This is a genomic window from Jejuia spongiicola (assembly GCF_023502325.1).
GTDB classification, from domain to species: domain Bacteria; phylum Bacteroidota; class Bacteroidia; order Flavobacteriales; family Flavobacteriaceae; genus Wocania_A; species Wocania_A spongiicola.
Map to the genome: position 1 here is coordinate 435,464 of NZ_JAMFLZ010000001.1, position 14,332 is coordinate 449,795.

Sequence of the window (14,332 nt, forward strand, 5' to 3'; positions counted from 1 at the left end):
CTATTGATTTCCTAATTTTATTAAATTATTGTTTTCGGTTTTTAAGGGAGAAACATTTAATATTTCTTTAATTTCTACAAGGTTATCCCAACCCTCTTCACCTTCTGCTTTTTGAGATATTTTTCCACGAACCTCTACAAGAACAAAGTCTGTGGGTTCTTTTTTAAATGGTTTTGCTTTATTGTTTAACTCATCAACTTTTTCATTAAGGACAACACCATAAATTTCGGCATGAGTTTGTAAAACGGCTGCATCAGCATAATACACAAACTCGCCTTTTAAAAGTGTTAGTCCATCACTTTGCTTAGTAGTTTTTTCTAGACTATCATCAGTAATAATTTGACTTTCAGATTTAGTTTCGTTTTTACAACTAACAAACGTCAAAATCGATATAAGTAGAATTAATATTTTTTTCATTTTTATTAATTTAACCAACACTTCCTTCTAAACTTATTTCTAACAGTTTTTGTGCTTCAACAGCAAACTCCATAGGGAGTTTATTTAATACTTCTTTACTAAAACCATTTACTATTAAAGCAATGGCCTTTTCGGTATCAATTCCACGTTGGTTACAATAGAAAATTTGGTCTTCACCAATTTTACTAGTTGTTGCTTCGTGTTCTATTTTTGCCGATTTATTTTTAGCTTCTATATACGGGAATGTGTGTGCACCACATTCGTTACCCATAAGTAAACTATCACATTGCGAAAAATTACGGGCATTTTCTGCTCTAGAATTTATTTGAACCAAACCACGATAACTGTTTTGAGATTTTCCTGCAGAAATTCCTTTTGAAATAATTGTTGATTTGGTGTTTTTTCCAAGGTGAATCATCTTGGTACCTGTGTCGGCTTGTTGATAATTGTTGGTTACTGCAATTGAATAAAATTCACCAACTGAATTATCTCCTTTTAATACGCAACTAGGATATTTCCAGGTTACTGCAGATCCTGTTTCAACTTGTGTCCAAGAGATTTTTGCATTTTTCTCACACAGACCACGTTTGGTTACAAAATTATAAACACCGCCTTTTCCTTCTGCATTTCCTGGATACCAGTTTTGCACAGTTGAATATTTAATTTCAGCATCATCTAAAGCAATAAGCTCTACAACGGCTGCGTGTAATTGATTTTCATCTCTACTTGGTGCTGTACAGCCTTCTAGATAACTTACGTAGCTACCCTCGTCTGCAATAACAAGCGTTCTTTCAAATTGCCCAGTTCCTGCTTGATTAATTCTAAAATATGTTGATAATTCCATCGGGCAACGAACACCTTTTGGAATATAACAGAAAGAACCATCACTAAATACTGCCGAATTTAATGCAGCGTAAAAGTTGTCTTTTTGAGGTACAACAGTACCTAAATATTTTTTTACAAGTTCTGGATGCTCTTTAATAGCTTCAGAAATACTCATAAAAATGATGCCTTTTTCGCCTAATGTTTTCTTAAATGTAGTTGCTACCGAAACCGAATCAACGACAACATCCATGGCAACACCAGCTAGTTTTTTCTGTTCATCTAAAGAAATTCCTAATTTTTCAAAAGTTGCCAATAACTCTGGGTCAACTTCATCAATACTATCATATTTAGGTTTGCTATTAGGCGCAGAGTAATACGAAATACCTTGAAAATCTGGTTTTTTATAGTTTACATTTGCCCAATCTGGTTCGGTCATCTCTTTCCAAACTTTAAAGGCTTCCAATCTCCAATCGGTCATCCATTGTGGCTCTTCTTTCTTTTTAGAAATGGCCCGAACAATATCTTCATTTATACCATTTGGAAAGGTTTCAGATTCTATATCTGTATAAAAACCGTATTCGTATTCTTTGGTTTTTAATTCTTCGCGTAAATCGTCTTCAGTATACTTCGACATAATACTTTCTTAAATTTTATAGTGAAAATGATTCGCCACAACCACAAGTACGGTTAGCGTTAGGGTTATTGAAAATAAATCCTGTTCCGTTTAATCCTCCTGAATATTCAAGAGTAGTACCTATTAAGTATAAAAAGCTTTTTTTATCTACAATAATTTTTACGCCATTGTCTTCAAAAACTTTGTCGCCATCTTGTTGTTCTTTATCAAATTTTAAATCGTAAGATAAACCAGAACAACCACCACTTTTTACACCTACACGAACATAGTCTGTAGTTGCGTTATAGCCGTCATCAGACATAAGCTCAACTACTTTTTTCTTAGCTGTTTCAGAAACTTTTATCATAATTCTCCTTTCCTAAACTTCTCAATACTTCGACTAGGCTCAGTACAAGTAGAAGAACTCAAAAATTGGGTAATTTTGAGTTTTTATTTTAGTGTTTATATTGTTTAAAAACGTTTTGCCTTTATTAAGACGGTTTCTAAATAGAGTGCAAATATACAATATAAGTCATGGAAAACCATACAACCTAACATTATATTAGTATATCGCTTTATAGGTTTTTCTTATTGATTTAAGAAGTTTGGATTGCTTATAAACTCATTATCAGAAAGTGATAGTAAAAAGGCTTTTAAATCGGCTTTATCTTGTGCTGATAATTGTACACCACCTTGATTTACTTTTTTCATTAATGGGTCAATTGTTGGCGAATTTTGTAAGCCTTCGCTGTAATGATTTATGACTTCATCGAGTGTTGCAAATCTGCCGTCATGCATGTAAGGCGCAGTAAAAGTTAGATTGCGTAAGGAAGGTGATTTGAATTTACCATTATCTGCAGGGTCGCCAGTTACTTTGCCTAAACCTAAATCTGTAACAATAGCATCTAAACCATTGTTATGAAAAATATTATCTGTCCATAAAGGATTTTTATCACTACCATGGCAATGGAAGCAATCCCCTTTGGTTTCATCCATAAAAACATTAAATCCATTGAGTTCTTGTGGTGTTAAGGTTGCTTCTCCTATAAGGTATTTGTCAAACTTTGAATTTGATGAAATTAAAGTGCGCTCAAATTGAGCAATAGCTTTTGTAACTTTAATTGAATCTATTTTTGAGGTGCCAAAAGCCAGTTTGAAAAGGTTTGGATACTCAGCATGTTCTTGTAATTTTTGTTCAACTTGTTGCCATGTATTATGCAACTCTTTTGGATCTGTTACTGGTTGAAATGCTTGGTGCTCTAAACTAAAAACACGACCATCCCAAAAGAATTTCTCATCATAGTTCCATGCCAAATTAAATAATGGCATCGAGTTTCTATTGCCACGAATGCCATCAATTCCATCACTAAATCTATCGGCATCAGAAAATGCATTTTCTGGAGCATGGCAATCTGCACAAGCTTGCGTGTTATTTGCTGATAAAATAGGATCAAAAAATAATTTTTTTCCTAGGGCAATACCCTCAACAGTTTGCGGATTATCTGTTGGAATCACGGGGTTTAAAATATTATCTTCAAATAATTGAGGAATTTTTAGTGGACTTGGTGTTGAAACATAGGTGTCTACACTTTCATTTGTACAAGATGAACAGATGAAAATAAAAAGACAGCTAATATGTAATGTCCATTTTTGCAAAAAAATTATTGTGTAACAGATTCTAAATTAAATACATTTTGACCATTTTCAAACATCATAACTTGAGCATTAAAATTTGGCATTAACATGCTATTTAATGTGTTTAAGTTCCAAGTATTTGGGTTTTTAAACCATTCGGCAATATTCATTTTAATATTAAAAGCCGCATTATTTGTTATAGTAATGGCTCCTAAATCAACTTCAAAAAAAGTGTCTTTAAACTCTTGAGGTGTTTTAGAATTGTCTACGGCTCTTATGGCATGATAAGCATATCCTGTTTCTGTTGCTGTATTATCAATAAATTTTCCTTCAAATTGCATATAATGGTAACCACCACCTAGCATAGCAGGCACATTCCATGATGCCGAATTTAAATCTGTATAATTTCCATTATAATTATCATCATTATTAAAACCAAAGGTAAATGTTACTTTGCTGTATTCTCCTGTTGGAATTGTAGAAGTTGGTGTAAATGATAAGTTTGAATTGTTTGTAACGTCAATTAAATTATAACCATCTAGTGTGATTTTTTCTCCGTTTGTTTTTTGAAAAGTAATTTTTGAAATTAAATATCTAAGCTTTGTAATACTTAGTTGCTCACCATTAGCATTGGTATATTGAATTGTATTGAAATTTACATTTGAAACAGATGCTCCGTCCCAATTATGAGTAAAGTTGAAAGTAGCATTTACTTGAGTAATAGTGTCATCATTATCTTTATGACACGATACTAGAGTTAAAAAGCTAAATAGTAGTATGGGGATTATTCGTTGCAATTTTATTTTATTTTGAAAATTAATAAATCTGTAAATCCTTTATTCTCTGATATATCAATATCAGAACTGTTTGTTTCGCCAACAGCTACTACGGATTCGTCATTTAATTCGACTACATCGTAAGCAAAATCAATAGCGCTTCCACCTATTGTTTTTTGCCATTCAATATTGGCATTTGCATCTATTTTTAATACCCAAGCATCATTTTGTCCATTGTTGTTTGTAACATCTCCATCATTACTCCTTGAGCTTCCAGAAATTAAGAAACCATTATCTTGAGTTTTTGAGATTGATCTAGCTACGTCAAAACTAGTACCTCCAAAAGTTTTCTCCCATAAAATATCTCCTAAAGGAGAAATTTTAACTACCCATAAATCAGCAGCACCATTATTTTGAGAAACGTTTAAGTCATCACTTCTAGTATCCCCAACTATAATATAATTGCCGTCGCTAGAATTTGTTATTCCCCTAGCTTCATCAATTTCAGTACCTCCAAATGATTTTTCCCATACTAATGTGCCAGTTTCGGATATTTTAATCACCCAAAAATCGTAAGATCCTTTATAGTTTTTAATATCAACATCGTTACTATCAGAAGATCCAACCAAAATATAACCATTATCATTAGTTTGAATAACATCGTAAGGCGTATCTGTAAAAGTCCCACCATAAAATTTACTCCATTGCTTTTTACCAGAAGCATTAAGTTTTACAGCCCAATAATCGCCACCTGCGTGTTTAGAGGCAAAAGCTTTACTGTTCCCTAAACCTCCAGATGCAGTGACATCCAAAACGCCGATTAAAAGGTAACCACTATCATTTGTTTGAATTACAGAAATGCCGTCATCTGCACCAGAAAACCCATAAGATTTTTGCCAAGATATAACCCCTGACGCATTAAGTTTTATAACCCAAAAATCACTTGCACCAGCATTTTCGGTCACGTTACCATTATTACTTTGGCTGAAACCAAAAATTACAAATCCACCATCTGTTGTTTCTATAATATCAGTGCCTCTGTCATCATCACTTCCTCCAAATGTTTTTTGCCATTGTAAATTATTAGTTTGGTCAAATTTAAGTAGCCAATAATCAAATAACCCCCCTTGCTTATCAATTATGTCTCCATCATTACTTTGTGTATATCCAAAAACAGCATAACCTCCATCTTGAGTTTTTACAATTGCATTAGCACTTTCGTTTTTAGAACCTCCATAGGTTCTCACAAATTCAATTTCTGGAGAAAAAGATATAGGGCTTTTTGGGTTGTCTTCATTTTTAGAACAGTTTATAAAAAAGAAAACAAGAAGTAAAAGACATAATATTTTATGAAGTTTTTTTAACATTATACAATATTATGTGCCGCTCTTTCTAACAATAAACAAGCCTCCTTCAATATCGCTAATAACAATATTCCCGCTTTCAAAATAAGGATATACACTCCAAACACCATTAAAGTTGGCATTATCACTCGATGGAAATGTATCGAAAAAACCAACTTCAGTCATAGCATTTGACGAGGCAGCAATATTAGTAATATCTAGTATTCGTAACCCAGCTCTATAATTTGCCAAATAGTAAGTATTGTCTTTAACATATCCATTATGGTCAATTGCTAATGTAGGTCCAAAATAGGTGGATGATAAAGTGGGATTGTCTAAATCGTTAAAATCGAAAATTAGAGTTTTAGTATTATTTCCAAAAAATTGTTCATCAAGTTCATCACCTAAAATAAAATACTTCTGGTCTTCGGTAAACCATCCTTGGTGTGTGTACCCTGAATTTGAATATGTTATATCTGCAATAAATTGAGGGTTTGCTTTATCTGAAACATCAATAATTACAACTTTGTTCGTTCCAGAAGTACTTCCGTTGCTACCTATGTAAATTTGTTTTCCAGTATAATCAGTGTCAGGTCCATTATAAGTAATAACTTGTGCATCATGAGAATACCCATCGGCAGAGTATCCACCAGCAGCAATGGGGTCTTTTGGGTTTGAAATGTCAATAAAGTTTGGCCCACCACTGAATGTATTACAACCCACTAAATAAGCAAAACCTTCTGCTTCATTAATTACTATATTATGGCAGCTTCCAATACCAGTATAAACCGCATCGGTAGTGAAAATTTCAGGAGGGTTTTCAACATTGCGCAAACGAGTTAAATCGAACACTTGCATGCCATGAGCCCCAACATTATCTGCAACTATAAATGCATGATCCTTATATACTTTAACATCTCGCCAAGTATTATTTACCGTTTCAGTTGGAACATTCCCTAAATAGATGGGTTTTGTTGGTTCAGTAATATCAATAAAAGCAACATTTGTATCTGTAGCTAGTAAAGCATACTCATTACCAGTTGTTGGGTCTGTCCAACCCCAAGAGTCGCTCCCTTTAGTTGCACCAAAAGTACTTATAGGTAAATGCGAGATTAAATCGTAATCCTTACAAGGGTAAATACCTGCGAAGCCATTTTCACAAGGGGTTATAAGAGTAGAATCTGTTACTGGGTCGGGTTCAGATTCAATAGTTTCATTATTACAAGAAAAAATTGTTAGCATCAAAAAACATCCTAAAATTAATATTCTTAGGGTATTGGTGCTTTTTAAAGACCTGCTCATGTTTTGCAATTTTTTAATTATTCTTTTTCAATTTTAATATCATAGCATAATATCAAAACGAACAATTTGTTACATATATTATAACCTTAAAAACCTAATAAATAAAAGTTTAGATTATTGTACTAAATAACAAAATTAGTTTAATAATACTTAAAAAGCCTGACAACTCATCGATTATAATGTTAAAATTGAACGAATAAATACTCAAAAATGATTAGTTTTTATTGTTATAATAATAAATGCTTGGTGATTAATAAAAATAGCTTCTTATTTTTGCAGAATGATAGAAGATAAAAATCAACAAAGAACTCAATTAAGTGATTTAGGAGAGTTTGGACTTATAGAACATTTAACAAAGAATTTTAAAATCAAACAAACATCAACCATTAAAAGTATTGGTGATGATGCGGCTATTTTAGATTTTAAGAATAAAAAAGTTGTAGTTACTACCGATTTACTAGTGGAAAGTGTGCATTTCGATTTAAGTTATGTACCTCTAAAGCATTTAGGTTATAAAGCAGTGGTTGTTAATTTATCTGATGTGTATGCAATGAATGCAACAGCTACGCAGGTTACAGTATCAATAGCGGTGTCAAATAGGTTTCCGCTAGAAGCTCTTGAAGATTTATATGCTGGAATTGAAACAGCTGCCAATATTTATAATATAGATGTTGTTGGTGGAGACACAACATCATCTACAACAGGGTTATTAATTTCTATTACCGCTATAGGCGAAGTTGAAAATGATGTAGAAGTATATAGAAGTGGTGCCAATCCAAGTGATTTACTTGTAGTTACAGGCGACTTAGGAGGCGCTTATATGGGATTACAAGTGCTAGAACGAGAAAAAGAGGTATATAAGGTGAATTCAAATAATCAACCAGACTTAGAACCATATTCTTATATTATTGAGCGCCAATTAAAACCCGAAGCACGAAAAGATATTGTTAAATTGTTGAAGGATTTAGAACTAAAACCTACGGCGATGATTGATATTAGCGATGGCCTATCTTCTGAGATATTGCATATATGTAAACAAAGTAAAGTGGGCTGCGATATATATGAAGAAAAAATTCCATTGGATCCTCAAGTTATTTCTACTTGTGAAGAGTTTAATATTGATAGTACAACAGTTGCTTTAAATGGTGGAGAAGATTATGAGCTTTTGTTTACTATTTCTCAAGATGATTATTCAAAAATAAAAGCAAATCCAAACTTTTCAATAATTGGGCATATAAAAGAAGAGGGTGCAGGAACGCATTTAGTAACTAGAGCTGATACAAGAATTCCAATAAAGGCACAGGGATGGAAAAATTTTAATGCTTAAATACTAGTAAATTAGAATTAAGCTTTTGTCGGTTAGTTTTAGAAATTCGCTTTTTATGAATATATTCTAAAACTTTATTTATTTCTTTATATTTAGTTGTAAGCTCAGTTAAATTACCTGAACTACTAGTAGTAAATTCTTTTCTACAGTTTTTACACTTATACTCTTTAACATGGTAGGTAACTTCTTTTGTTATTCCTATATCATGCCCAAACATCTTACAATGTATGTTTTTCATAAACTTTCAACTATTAATAAATACTATTTTAAAGGAGAGACATTAAATGTATTAAAAAGCTGTTAAAGTTATCAACAAGATGTTAATAAATCGACGAAGCGAATGATTTCTTCTTTAAACGTTGAGTTCTTGAAGCATGAATCCGACTTAAAATGTCATTTATCTCTCTAAATTTAGGAGTTAGTTCAATTAAACTTCCGTTACTATTTGTAGTTAATTCTTTTTTACAATGCTTACATGTATATTCTTTAACATGATAAGTCACTTTTTTAGTTACTTGGTAATCATGACCAAAAATATTGCAGTACATTTTTGGGATAAAAGTAGGTTTGTTGGTAGTTTTTTCCATGGGTCAAAAATTTAGGGACAATAAACATAGGAAAAAAAATTAATAAAAACGATAAAGTGTAATTAATTTTCGATGAAATGCATTATATGTTGTAAGAAATCGCTTTTGTTTTCTATATGACTCATATGTCCATCAGGAAATTCTACTACTTTTGCTTTTATCTCTTTTGCTTGTAATATTAATAAGCTATAATCTAATACAGGATCTTTTTTACTAATTATCATCATCACCTTAAATTTTTTAGAGCTTAAAATGATTTCTCGGTTTGGTCTTATTTTCATGCCTTCTAGTGCCGCAACGATACCTTGCAATGGAGTTTGTAATGCCTCATTTGTAATCTGTTTTATATCTTCAACTAAAGCAGTTCTATTTTTTGGACTGAATAAATTATTAATAGCAAGCCTAATAAATGTTTTATGATTTTGTTTAACAGCTAATATGGCACGGTCTCTATTTTTTTTTCTTTCTTTTGAATCTTCTTTTGCTGTAGAATTCATTAAGCATAAACCAGCAACGGCTTCTGGTTTTTTTTCCGCGAAAGCAAGTGCAACATATGCTCCCATAGAATGTCCAATAAAAATGGATTGCTTAATTTTTAAATGATTTAAAATTGCTTCAACTGCATTAGCCATTAATTCCATAGAATGAATATACCCTAAACAATCAGTTTGTCCATGCCCTAATAAATCAATACAAACAACTCTGTTTTTTTGAGTTAATTGAGGTATAAAAGCATCCCACATTTTTGAGTTTTCCAAAAACCCGTGAAGTAAAACTATAGCTTGCCCTTTACCTTCGTCTTTATAAAAAATATTAATGCCTTTGTGTACTAAAATCATATTTATACTATATTCGGCAAAGATAAAACCAATCCTATGAATAAAACTAAAGAAATACTAATTACAGGATTTGCCTTATTTTCTTTGTTTTTTGGGGCAGGAAACTTGTTGTTGCCTCCGTTATTAGGTTATAACGCAGGGGGTAATTGGATTTGGGTAACTATTGGTTTTATGATTACTGCTGTAGTGATTCCTATTTTTGGAATACTAGCACATGCTAAGCTTCAAGGTACCATGTTTGATTTTGGAAAAAAAGTGTCACCACTTTTTAGTACGATTTATTGTATTTTGGTTTATGCTATTTCAATAACCATTCCATCACCTAGAACAGCAGCAGCAACTCACGAAATTGCAATTTTTCCAAATTTTGAAACTAACCCACTGCTAACCAGTAGTATTTATTTTACTTTGGTTTTAGTGTTTGTTTTAAATCGTTCCAGAATATTAAATTTTATTGGTAAATACTTAACACCTTTTATAGTTGTTATTTTGATATTAGTTATTTGTATTGGTTTGTTTTCTAGTAATGTTGGAATGAACATTTCAACTTTTTCAACACCAATTGTAGATGGCATTTTAGAAGGATATCAAACTTTTGATGCTATAGGAGCTGTAGTTGTAGGTGGTGTAATTATTATTTCTTTAAAATTAAAAGATTATTCAAATACAGATTCTTTAAAATCGATAATTAGGAAATCGGGCTTTATAGCAGGTTTTGGCTTGTTTTTAATATATGCAGGTTTAATAGCTGTTGGAGCTTTTTATGGAAAAGATATTTTTGTAGATGGTAGTTTAAGTAGCGACATGCAACGTGCTACTTTGCTAAGAGGAATAAGTATTGCTACTCTAGGCAATATAGGAAATACCTTTTTAAGTGTATTAATAGCTTTAGCATGTTTTACTACAGCAGTTGGAATTATAACAGGGACTGCTGATTATTTTAAAGGCTTGTTTAATGATTCTAAGGTAGTTTACAATAGTGTTGCTGTTTTAAGTTGTTTAATAGGAATAGGCTTTGGTCAACTCGATTTCCACACTATTATCATGATAGCTTTACCAGTACTAATGTTTATTTACCCAATTACAATTGTTCTTATTTTGCTTAATGTACTTCCAGATAAGTTTGCTACAAAAACAGTTTTTAGACTTGTGGTTTTGGTAACATTTTTATTTAGCATTCCAGATTTTTTAGGCTTTATTATTAATCCAGAATATTTAGAAGGTGTAAAAATACTTATTCCATTGTCTCAATTTCAATTGGGCTGGGTATTGCCAGCACTTCTTGTTTGGTTGTTGTTAAATATTAAAACTTTTACGACTAAAGCGTCAGAGTAAACTAAAAAATGGCAGTTCAAGAAATTTTAACATACTCCTATAAAGATATATTTTCATTAAGTGTTATTCAATTTGAAAAGGCTTGTGTTTTTAATAAACCAGAACAAGTTGATGCTTACAGTATATACTGGATTAAAGAAGGGAAAGGTATATATAATATAGATTTTGAAAGTTATGCTTTTGATGATAATGTGCTTTTCTTTTTATCTCCAGGTCAAGTATTTTCAGTTGAATCTGAAAAAATTAAAGAAGCATATAAGATAACATTTGTTCGCGATTTTTACTGTATACAAACTCACGATAAAGAAGTAGCATGTAATGGAGTGCTTTTTAATAATGTATACGAAACTCCTTTTGTAAAACCATGTGAAAGTGATACGCGCAAGCTCCAATTTGTTTTAGAAAGTTTAATTGATGAGTTTAAAAGAAATGAAGTAACAGCACAATACGATATGCTTCAAACATATTTAAAGCAATTCATAATTCATTCTGTACGAATAAAAAAAGAGTATCATATTATAAAAGATGATACAGAAACAAAACTCTTTAAAGATTTTAGTTTACTAGTTGAGCAGAATTTTAAAACACTACATTCTGTAACCCATTACGCAAACCGCTTAGGTGTTTCTCCTAAATCGTTAACCAAACACTTTCAAAAAATAGGCTCGCAAACACCTAGTGATTTTATTAAAAATAGAATTGTATTAGAGGCGCAGCGTCAATTACTTTATACTAACGATTCTGTAAAACATATAGCCTATGATTTAGGTTTTAACGATTCGGCATATTTTACCAGATTCTTCAAAAAAGCGACTTCAAAATCGCCACTTCAATTCAAAAAAGACCAAAGAAACTAGTCTGTCCAAGCATTAGGAACTTTTGTCCATTTTTTAGCCTTCATTCCTGTCGCATATTTGCATTGTAATTAAAAACGAACTTTTTGAGAACATCTCAAGAGTTCAAAAAACTAGTATTCTCGTTAATGCTAATATAAATACTAAGCAATTATGAAAACAACAGAAAATACACAATGTCCTAATTGTTGGGGGTATCAAGAATACGATGAAAATCACCCAGAAAAGGAATTATGCGAATGCAAAAACACAAGTAAATAAATTAAAACAATAATTAAAAAATAGAAATTATGAGTACAAGAATTGAAACATTAAACCCAGAAACTACAACAGGAAAATCTAAAGAACTGTTTAACGCCGTTCAAAACAAATTAGGATTTATACCAAACCTAATTAAAGTATTTGGAAACTCTCCAGCAACTTTACAAACATATTTAAGTTTAGGAGAATTAACAGCAAGCGGAAACTTTAACAACAAATTTAGAGAGCAATTAGCGTTAGCAATTGCAGAAGAAAATGCATGTAATTATTGCCTATCTGCACACACAACTATTGGCAAAATGAATGGTTTAACTGTTGAGGAAACAGAACAAAACAGACAAGGTCTTGCAGCAGATGCAAAAACACAAGCAGGGTTACAATTTGCACAAGAGGTAACAAAAAACAGAGGTCAAGTTTCTACTGAAACTATTCAAGCTGTTAAGGAAGCTGGTTATAATGATGGTGATATTTTAGAAATCATTTTAAATGTAGTGTCTAATACGTTAACCAATTATGTAAACCATATTGCGGAAACCGAAGTGGATTTTCCAAGTGTTGAAGCAGGCAAATTTGCAGTAACTGCAAACTAATTATGAACGAATCGAAAGTCGTTTTAAAGAGTTCCGCCTCAACAATTATTGAGGCGGAATTGTAAAAACAATAACTAACATAAAAATACAATGGCAAATCCAATTAAAAAGAATTTAAAACACATTCACGAATTATTAGCGGAGGCTAAATTTATTGAAGCAATGGATACCTATCTTCATGATGATGTAGAATTAAGAGAAGCAAATGGTGAACCTAAAAAAGGAAAACAATTTAATCTAGATTTTGAACAAGATTTTATTGATAACCAATTAGAAGAATTTATAAGATATGAGGTTAAAGATATTGCTGTACAAGGAAATACATCTTTTTACACTGCAATAATGGAATTAAAGCTTAAAGATGGAAGCACAATGCTTTCAGAGCAAGCAGTTGCAACACAATGGAAAGATGGTAAAATTTATAGAGAACGTTATTACCACGCATAAGTTAAAACACAAACAAATTATATAGTCAATAAATAAAAACAGAATAAAAATTAAAAAACAAAATCATGAAAAATTTAGTAGTAGGATTATTTTTAGTAGCTTTTACATTAACAGCTACCGCTCAAGACAAAATGGATAAAAATGTTGTTAAAACTGTATCTTTTGAACAAACAGAAGGAGAGTTTACACAAAAAGCATTAACACTTTCAGAAGGGACGTATGTGTTTAGTGTTACAAATAATAACGCAGCTCTAGAAGTAGGGTTAGTTTTAATTGAAGATGGTAAAGATGGATCTAAACCTGAAAACCATATAGCAGATGCTTATGTTTCTCAAATGGTGAAACATGGTAAAACAGAATCTTCAAAAGAAGTTGTTCTTAAAAAAGGAACCTATAAATATTTTTGTCCTTTTAATAAAACACCACAATATACTTTAGTTGTAAAATAAATTATTGATTGTGACTAGTTAATTGTTGAAAAGGCGTACTGATTATTCAGTGCGTCTTTTCTAGTTTTTCACCCTTTTTATAGCGGTAAAAGCTTTGTCAACATATTTGTCTTCAACCAAAATAGTAAACTCATTTGTAGTAGAAATAACTTCATAAAGTACAACACCTTCCCAAGCTAACCGCTTAAAAAAATGATAATACAACCCAGCAACTTTCGAGTTGTCTTTGGGTAAATTAATAGTAATTGCCGATAAATTATCTTGTGCAGCTAGAAACGTTTCGTTTTCTAAATGTGTGGTAATATAATTTTTTAAACTACTAGAAATAATCATATTGCTTTCGTGAACGCCTCTAGTAAACGTGTAAAACAGTTTAGATTCTCCATCTATTTTTTCTAAAACTTTTGCATGATTATGTATTAAAGTATTTGAATTTTTTACAGTAAAATCAGTTAAGTTAGAACGTACAGTAATATCACCTAAATTTTGCAACATACGCTTCATTTTAACAGAATTTGAAAGCGTTACCGGTGGATTGTAACGTCTTAAAGCCATCATGATTGCACCAGGTTTTACATCCTTTTTTAGCATTTCGCTAATTGGTTTAGTAAGCTCAATAGCCAGAGCACTAAAATTGATAATGTTTCTGGATAAGGCTTCTTCTAAATAGGGTTGAGAGATTAAAATATCTTCTACACAGTTTGATACAGTTCTCATGTTAATTATATAACA

At 31.5% G+C, this 14,332-nt stretch carries 17 protein-coding genes; 6 read left to right on the forward strand and 11 right to left on the reverse strand.

The window, feature by feature from the left end; all coding sequences use genetic code 11:
- The 7 genes from M3P09_RS02005 to M3P09_RS02035 all read right to left on the reverse strand — a co-directional run bounded on the left by M3P09_RS02005 (position 1) and on the right by M3P09_RS02035 (position 6,911).
- Positions 1-417 carry a hypothetical protein gene (locus M3P09_RS02005; RefSeq protein WP_099564879.1) on the reverse strand — a complete coding sequence of 139 codons (417 nt, stop codon included), beginning with the start codon at positions 415-417 and terminating at the stop codon, positions 1-3.
- A gap of 10 nt (positions 418-427) precedes the next feature.
- Complete coding sequence (sufB, locus tag M3P09_RS02010) at positions 428-1,876, reverse strand: Fe-S cluster assembly protein SufB (protein ID WP_099564878.1); 1,449 nt, start codon at positions 1,874-1,876, stop codon at positions 428-430.
- A gap of 16 nt (positions 1,877-1,892) precedes the next feature.
- Positions 1,893-2,222, reverse strand: a complete 330-nt coding sequence (locus M3P09_RS02015; protein WP_099564877.1) for a HesB/IscA family protein — start codon at positions 2,220-2,222, stop codon at positions 1,893-1,895.
- Between the two features lie 221 nt (positions 2,223-2,443).
- Positions 2,444-3,511, reverse strand: coding sequence for a cytochrome-c peroxidase (locus M3P09_RS02020; protein ID WP_284041104.1), 1,068 nt, complete (start codon positions 3,509-3,511; stop codon positions 2,444-2,446).
- Positions 3,512-3,516: 5 nt separating this feature from the next.
- Entirely contained in the window at positions 3,517-4,287 is a 771-nt protein-coding gene (locus tag M3P09_RS02025; protein ID WP_249971829.1) for an MbnP family protein, read from the reverse strand.
- A gap of 2 nt (positions 4,288-4,289) precedes the next feature.
- Positions 4,290-5,633: a hypothetical protein gene (locus M3P09_RS02030; RefSeq protein ID WP_249971830.1), complete on the reverse strand. Its 1,344-nt coding sequence runs from the start codon at positions 5,631-5,633 to the stop codon at positions 4,290-4,292.
- A gap of 9 nt (positions 5,634-5,642) precedes the next feature.
- Complete coding sequence (locus M3P09_RS02035; protein WP_249971831.1) at positions 5,643-6,911, reverse strand: choice-of-anchor B family protein; 1,269 nt, start codon at positions 6,909-6,911, stop codon at positions 5,643-5,645.
- 280 nt (positions 6,912-7,191) lie between these two features.
- Between M3P09_RS02035 and thiL the strand changes: the two genes are divergently transcribed.
- Positions 7,192-8,238: a thiamine-phosphate kinase gene (gene thiL / locus M3P09_RS02040; protein ID WP_099564873.1), complete on the forward strand. Its 1,047-nt coding sequence runs from the start codon at positions 7,192-7,194 to the stop codon at positions 8,236-8,238.
- On the opposite strand, the gene M3P09_RS02045 is transcribed toward thiL, so the two are convergent.
- The 3 genes from M3P09_RS02045 to M3P09_RS02055 all read right to left on the reverse strand — a co-directional run bounded on the left by M3P09_RS02045 (position 8,228) and on the right by M3P09_RS02055 (position 9,664).
- Entirely contained in the window at positions 8,228-8,476 is a 249-nt protein-coding gene (locus M3P09_RS02045) for a DUF1660 family phage protein (protein ID WP_099564872.1), read from the reverse strand. The genes thiL and M3P09_RS02045 overlap by 11 nt on opposite strands.
- A gap of 82 nt (positions 8,477-8,558) precedes the next feature.
- Complete coding sequence (locus M3P09_RS02050) at positions 8,559-8,825, reverse strand: DUF1660 family phage protein (protein WP_099564871.1); 267 nt, start codon at positions 8,823-8,825, stop codon at positions 8,559-8,561.
- A gap of 62 nt (positions 8,826-8,887) precedes the next feature.
- Complete coding sequence (locus M3P09_RS02055) at positions 8,888-9,664, reverse strand: alpha/beta fold hydrolase (protein WP_249971832.1); 777 nt, start codon at positions 9,662-9,664, stop codon at positions 8,888-8,890.
- 36 nt (positions 9,665-9,700) lie between these two features.
- On the opposite strand from M3P09_RS02055, the gene brnQ reads away from it, so the two are divergent.
- The 5 genes from brnQ to M3P09_RS02080 all read left to right on the forward strand — a co-directional run bounded on the left by brnQ (position 9,701) and on the right by M3P09_RS02080 (position 13,600).
- Positions 9,701-10,999, forward strand: coding sequence for a branched-chain amino acid transport system II carrier protein (brnQ, locus tag M3P09_RS02060; RefSeq protein ID WP_249971833.1), 1,299 nt, complete (start codon positions 9,701-9,703; stop codon positions 10,997-10,999).
- An 8-nt stretch (positions 11,000-11,007) separates the two neighbouring features.
- On the forward strand, positions 11,008-11,856 hold the full coding sequence (locus tag M3P09_RS02065; protein WP_249971834.1) for a helix-turn-helix domain-containing protein: 849 nt from the start codon (positions 11,008-11,010) through the stop codon (positions 11,854-11,856).
- Between the two features lie 287 nt (positions 11,857-12,143).
- Positions 12,144-12,704: a carboxymuconolactone decarboxylase family protein gene (locus M3P09_RS02070; protein ID WP_249971835.1), complete on the forward strand. Its 561-nt coding sequence runs from the start codon at positions 12,144-12,146 to the stop codon at positions 12,702-12,704.
- 90 nt (positions 12,705-12,794) lie between these two features.
- Complete coding sequence (locus M3P09_RS02075) at positions 12,795-13,151, forward strand: nuclear transport factor 2 family protein (protein ID WP_249971836.1); 357 nt, start codon at positions 12,795-12,797, stop codon at positions 13,149-13,151.
- Positions 13,152-13,216: 65 nt separating this feature from the next.
- On the forward strand, positions 13,217-13,600 hold the full coding sequence (locus M3P09_RS02080) for a hypothetical protein (RefSeq protein ID WP_249971837.1): 384 nt from the start codon (positions 13,217-13,219) through the stop codon (positions 13,598-13,600).
- 60 nt (positions 13,601-13,660) lie between these two features.
- On the opposite strand, the gene M3P09_RS02085 is transcribed toward M3P09_RS02080, so the two are convergent.
- The gene (locus tag M3P09_RS02085) at positions 13,661-14,317 is read right to left on the reverse strand and encodes a hypothetical protein (protein ID WP_099564864.1); all 657 of its coding nucleotides are present in this window, start codon (positions 14,315-14,317) and stop codon (positions 13,661-13,663) included.
- Positions 14,318-14,332 lie beyond the last annotated feature (15 nt).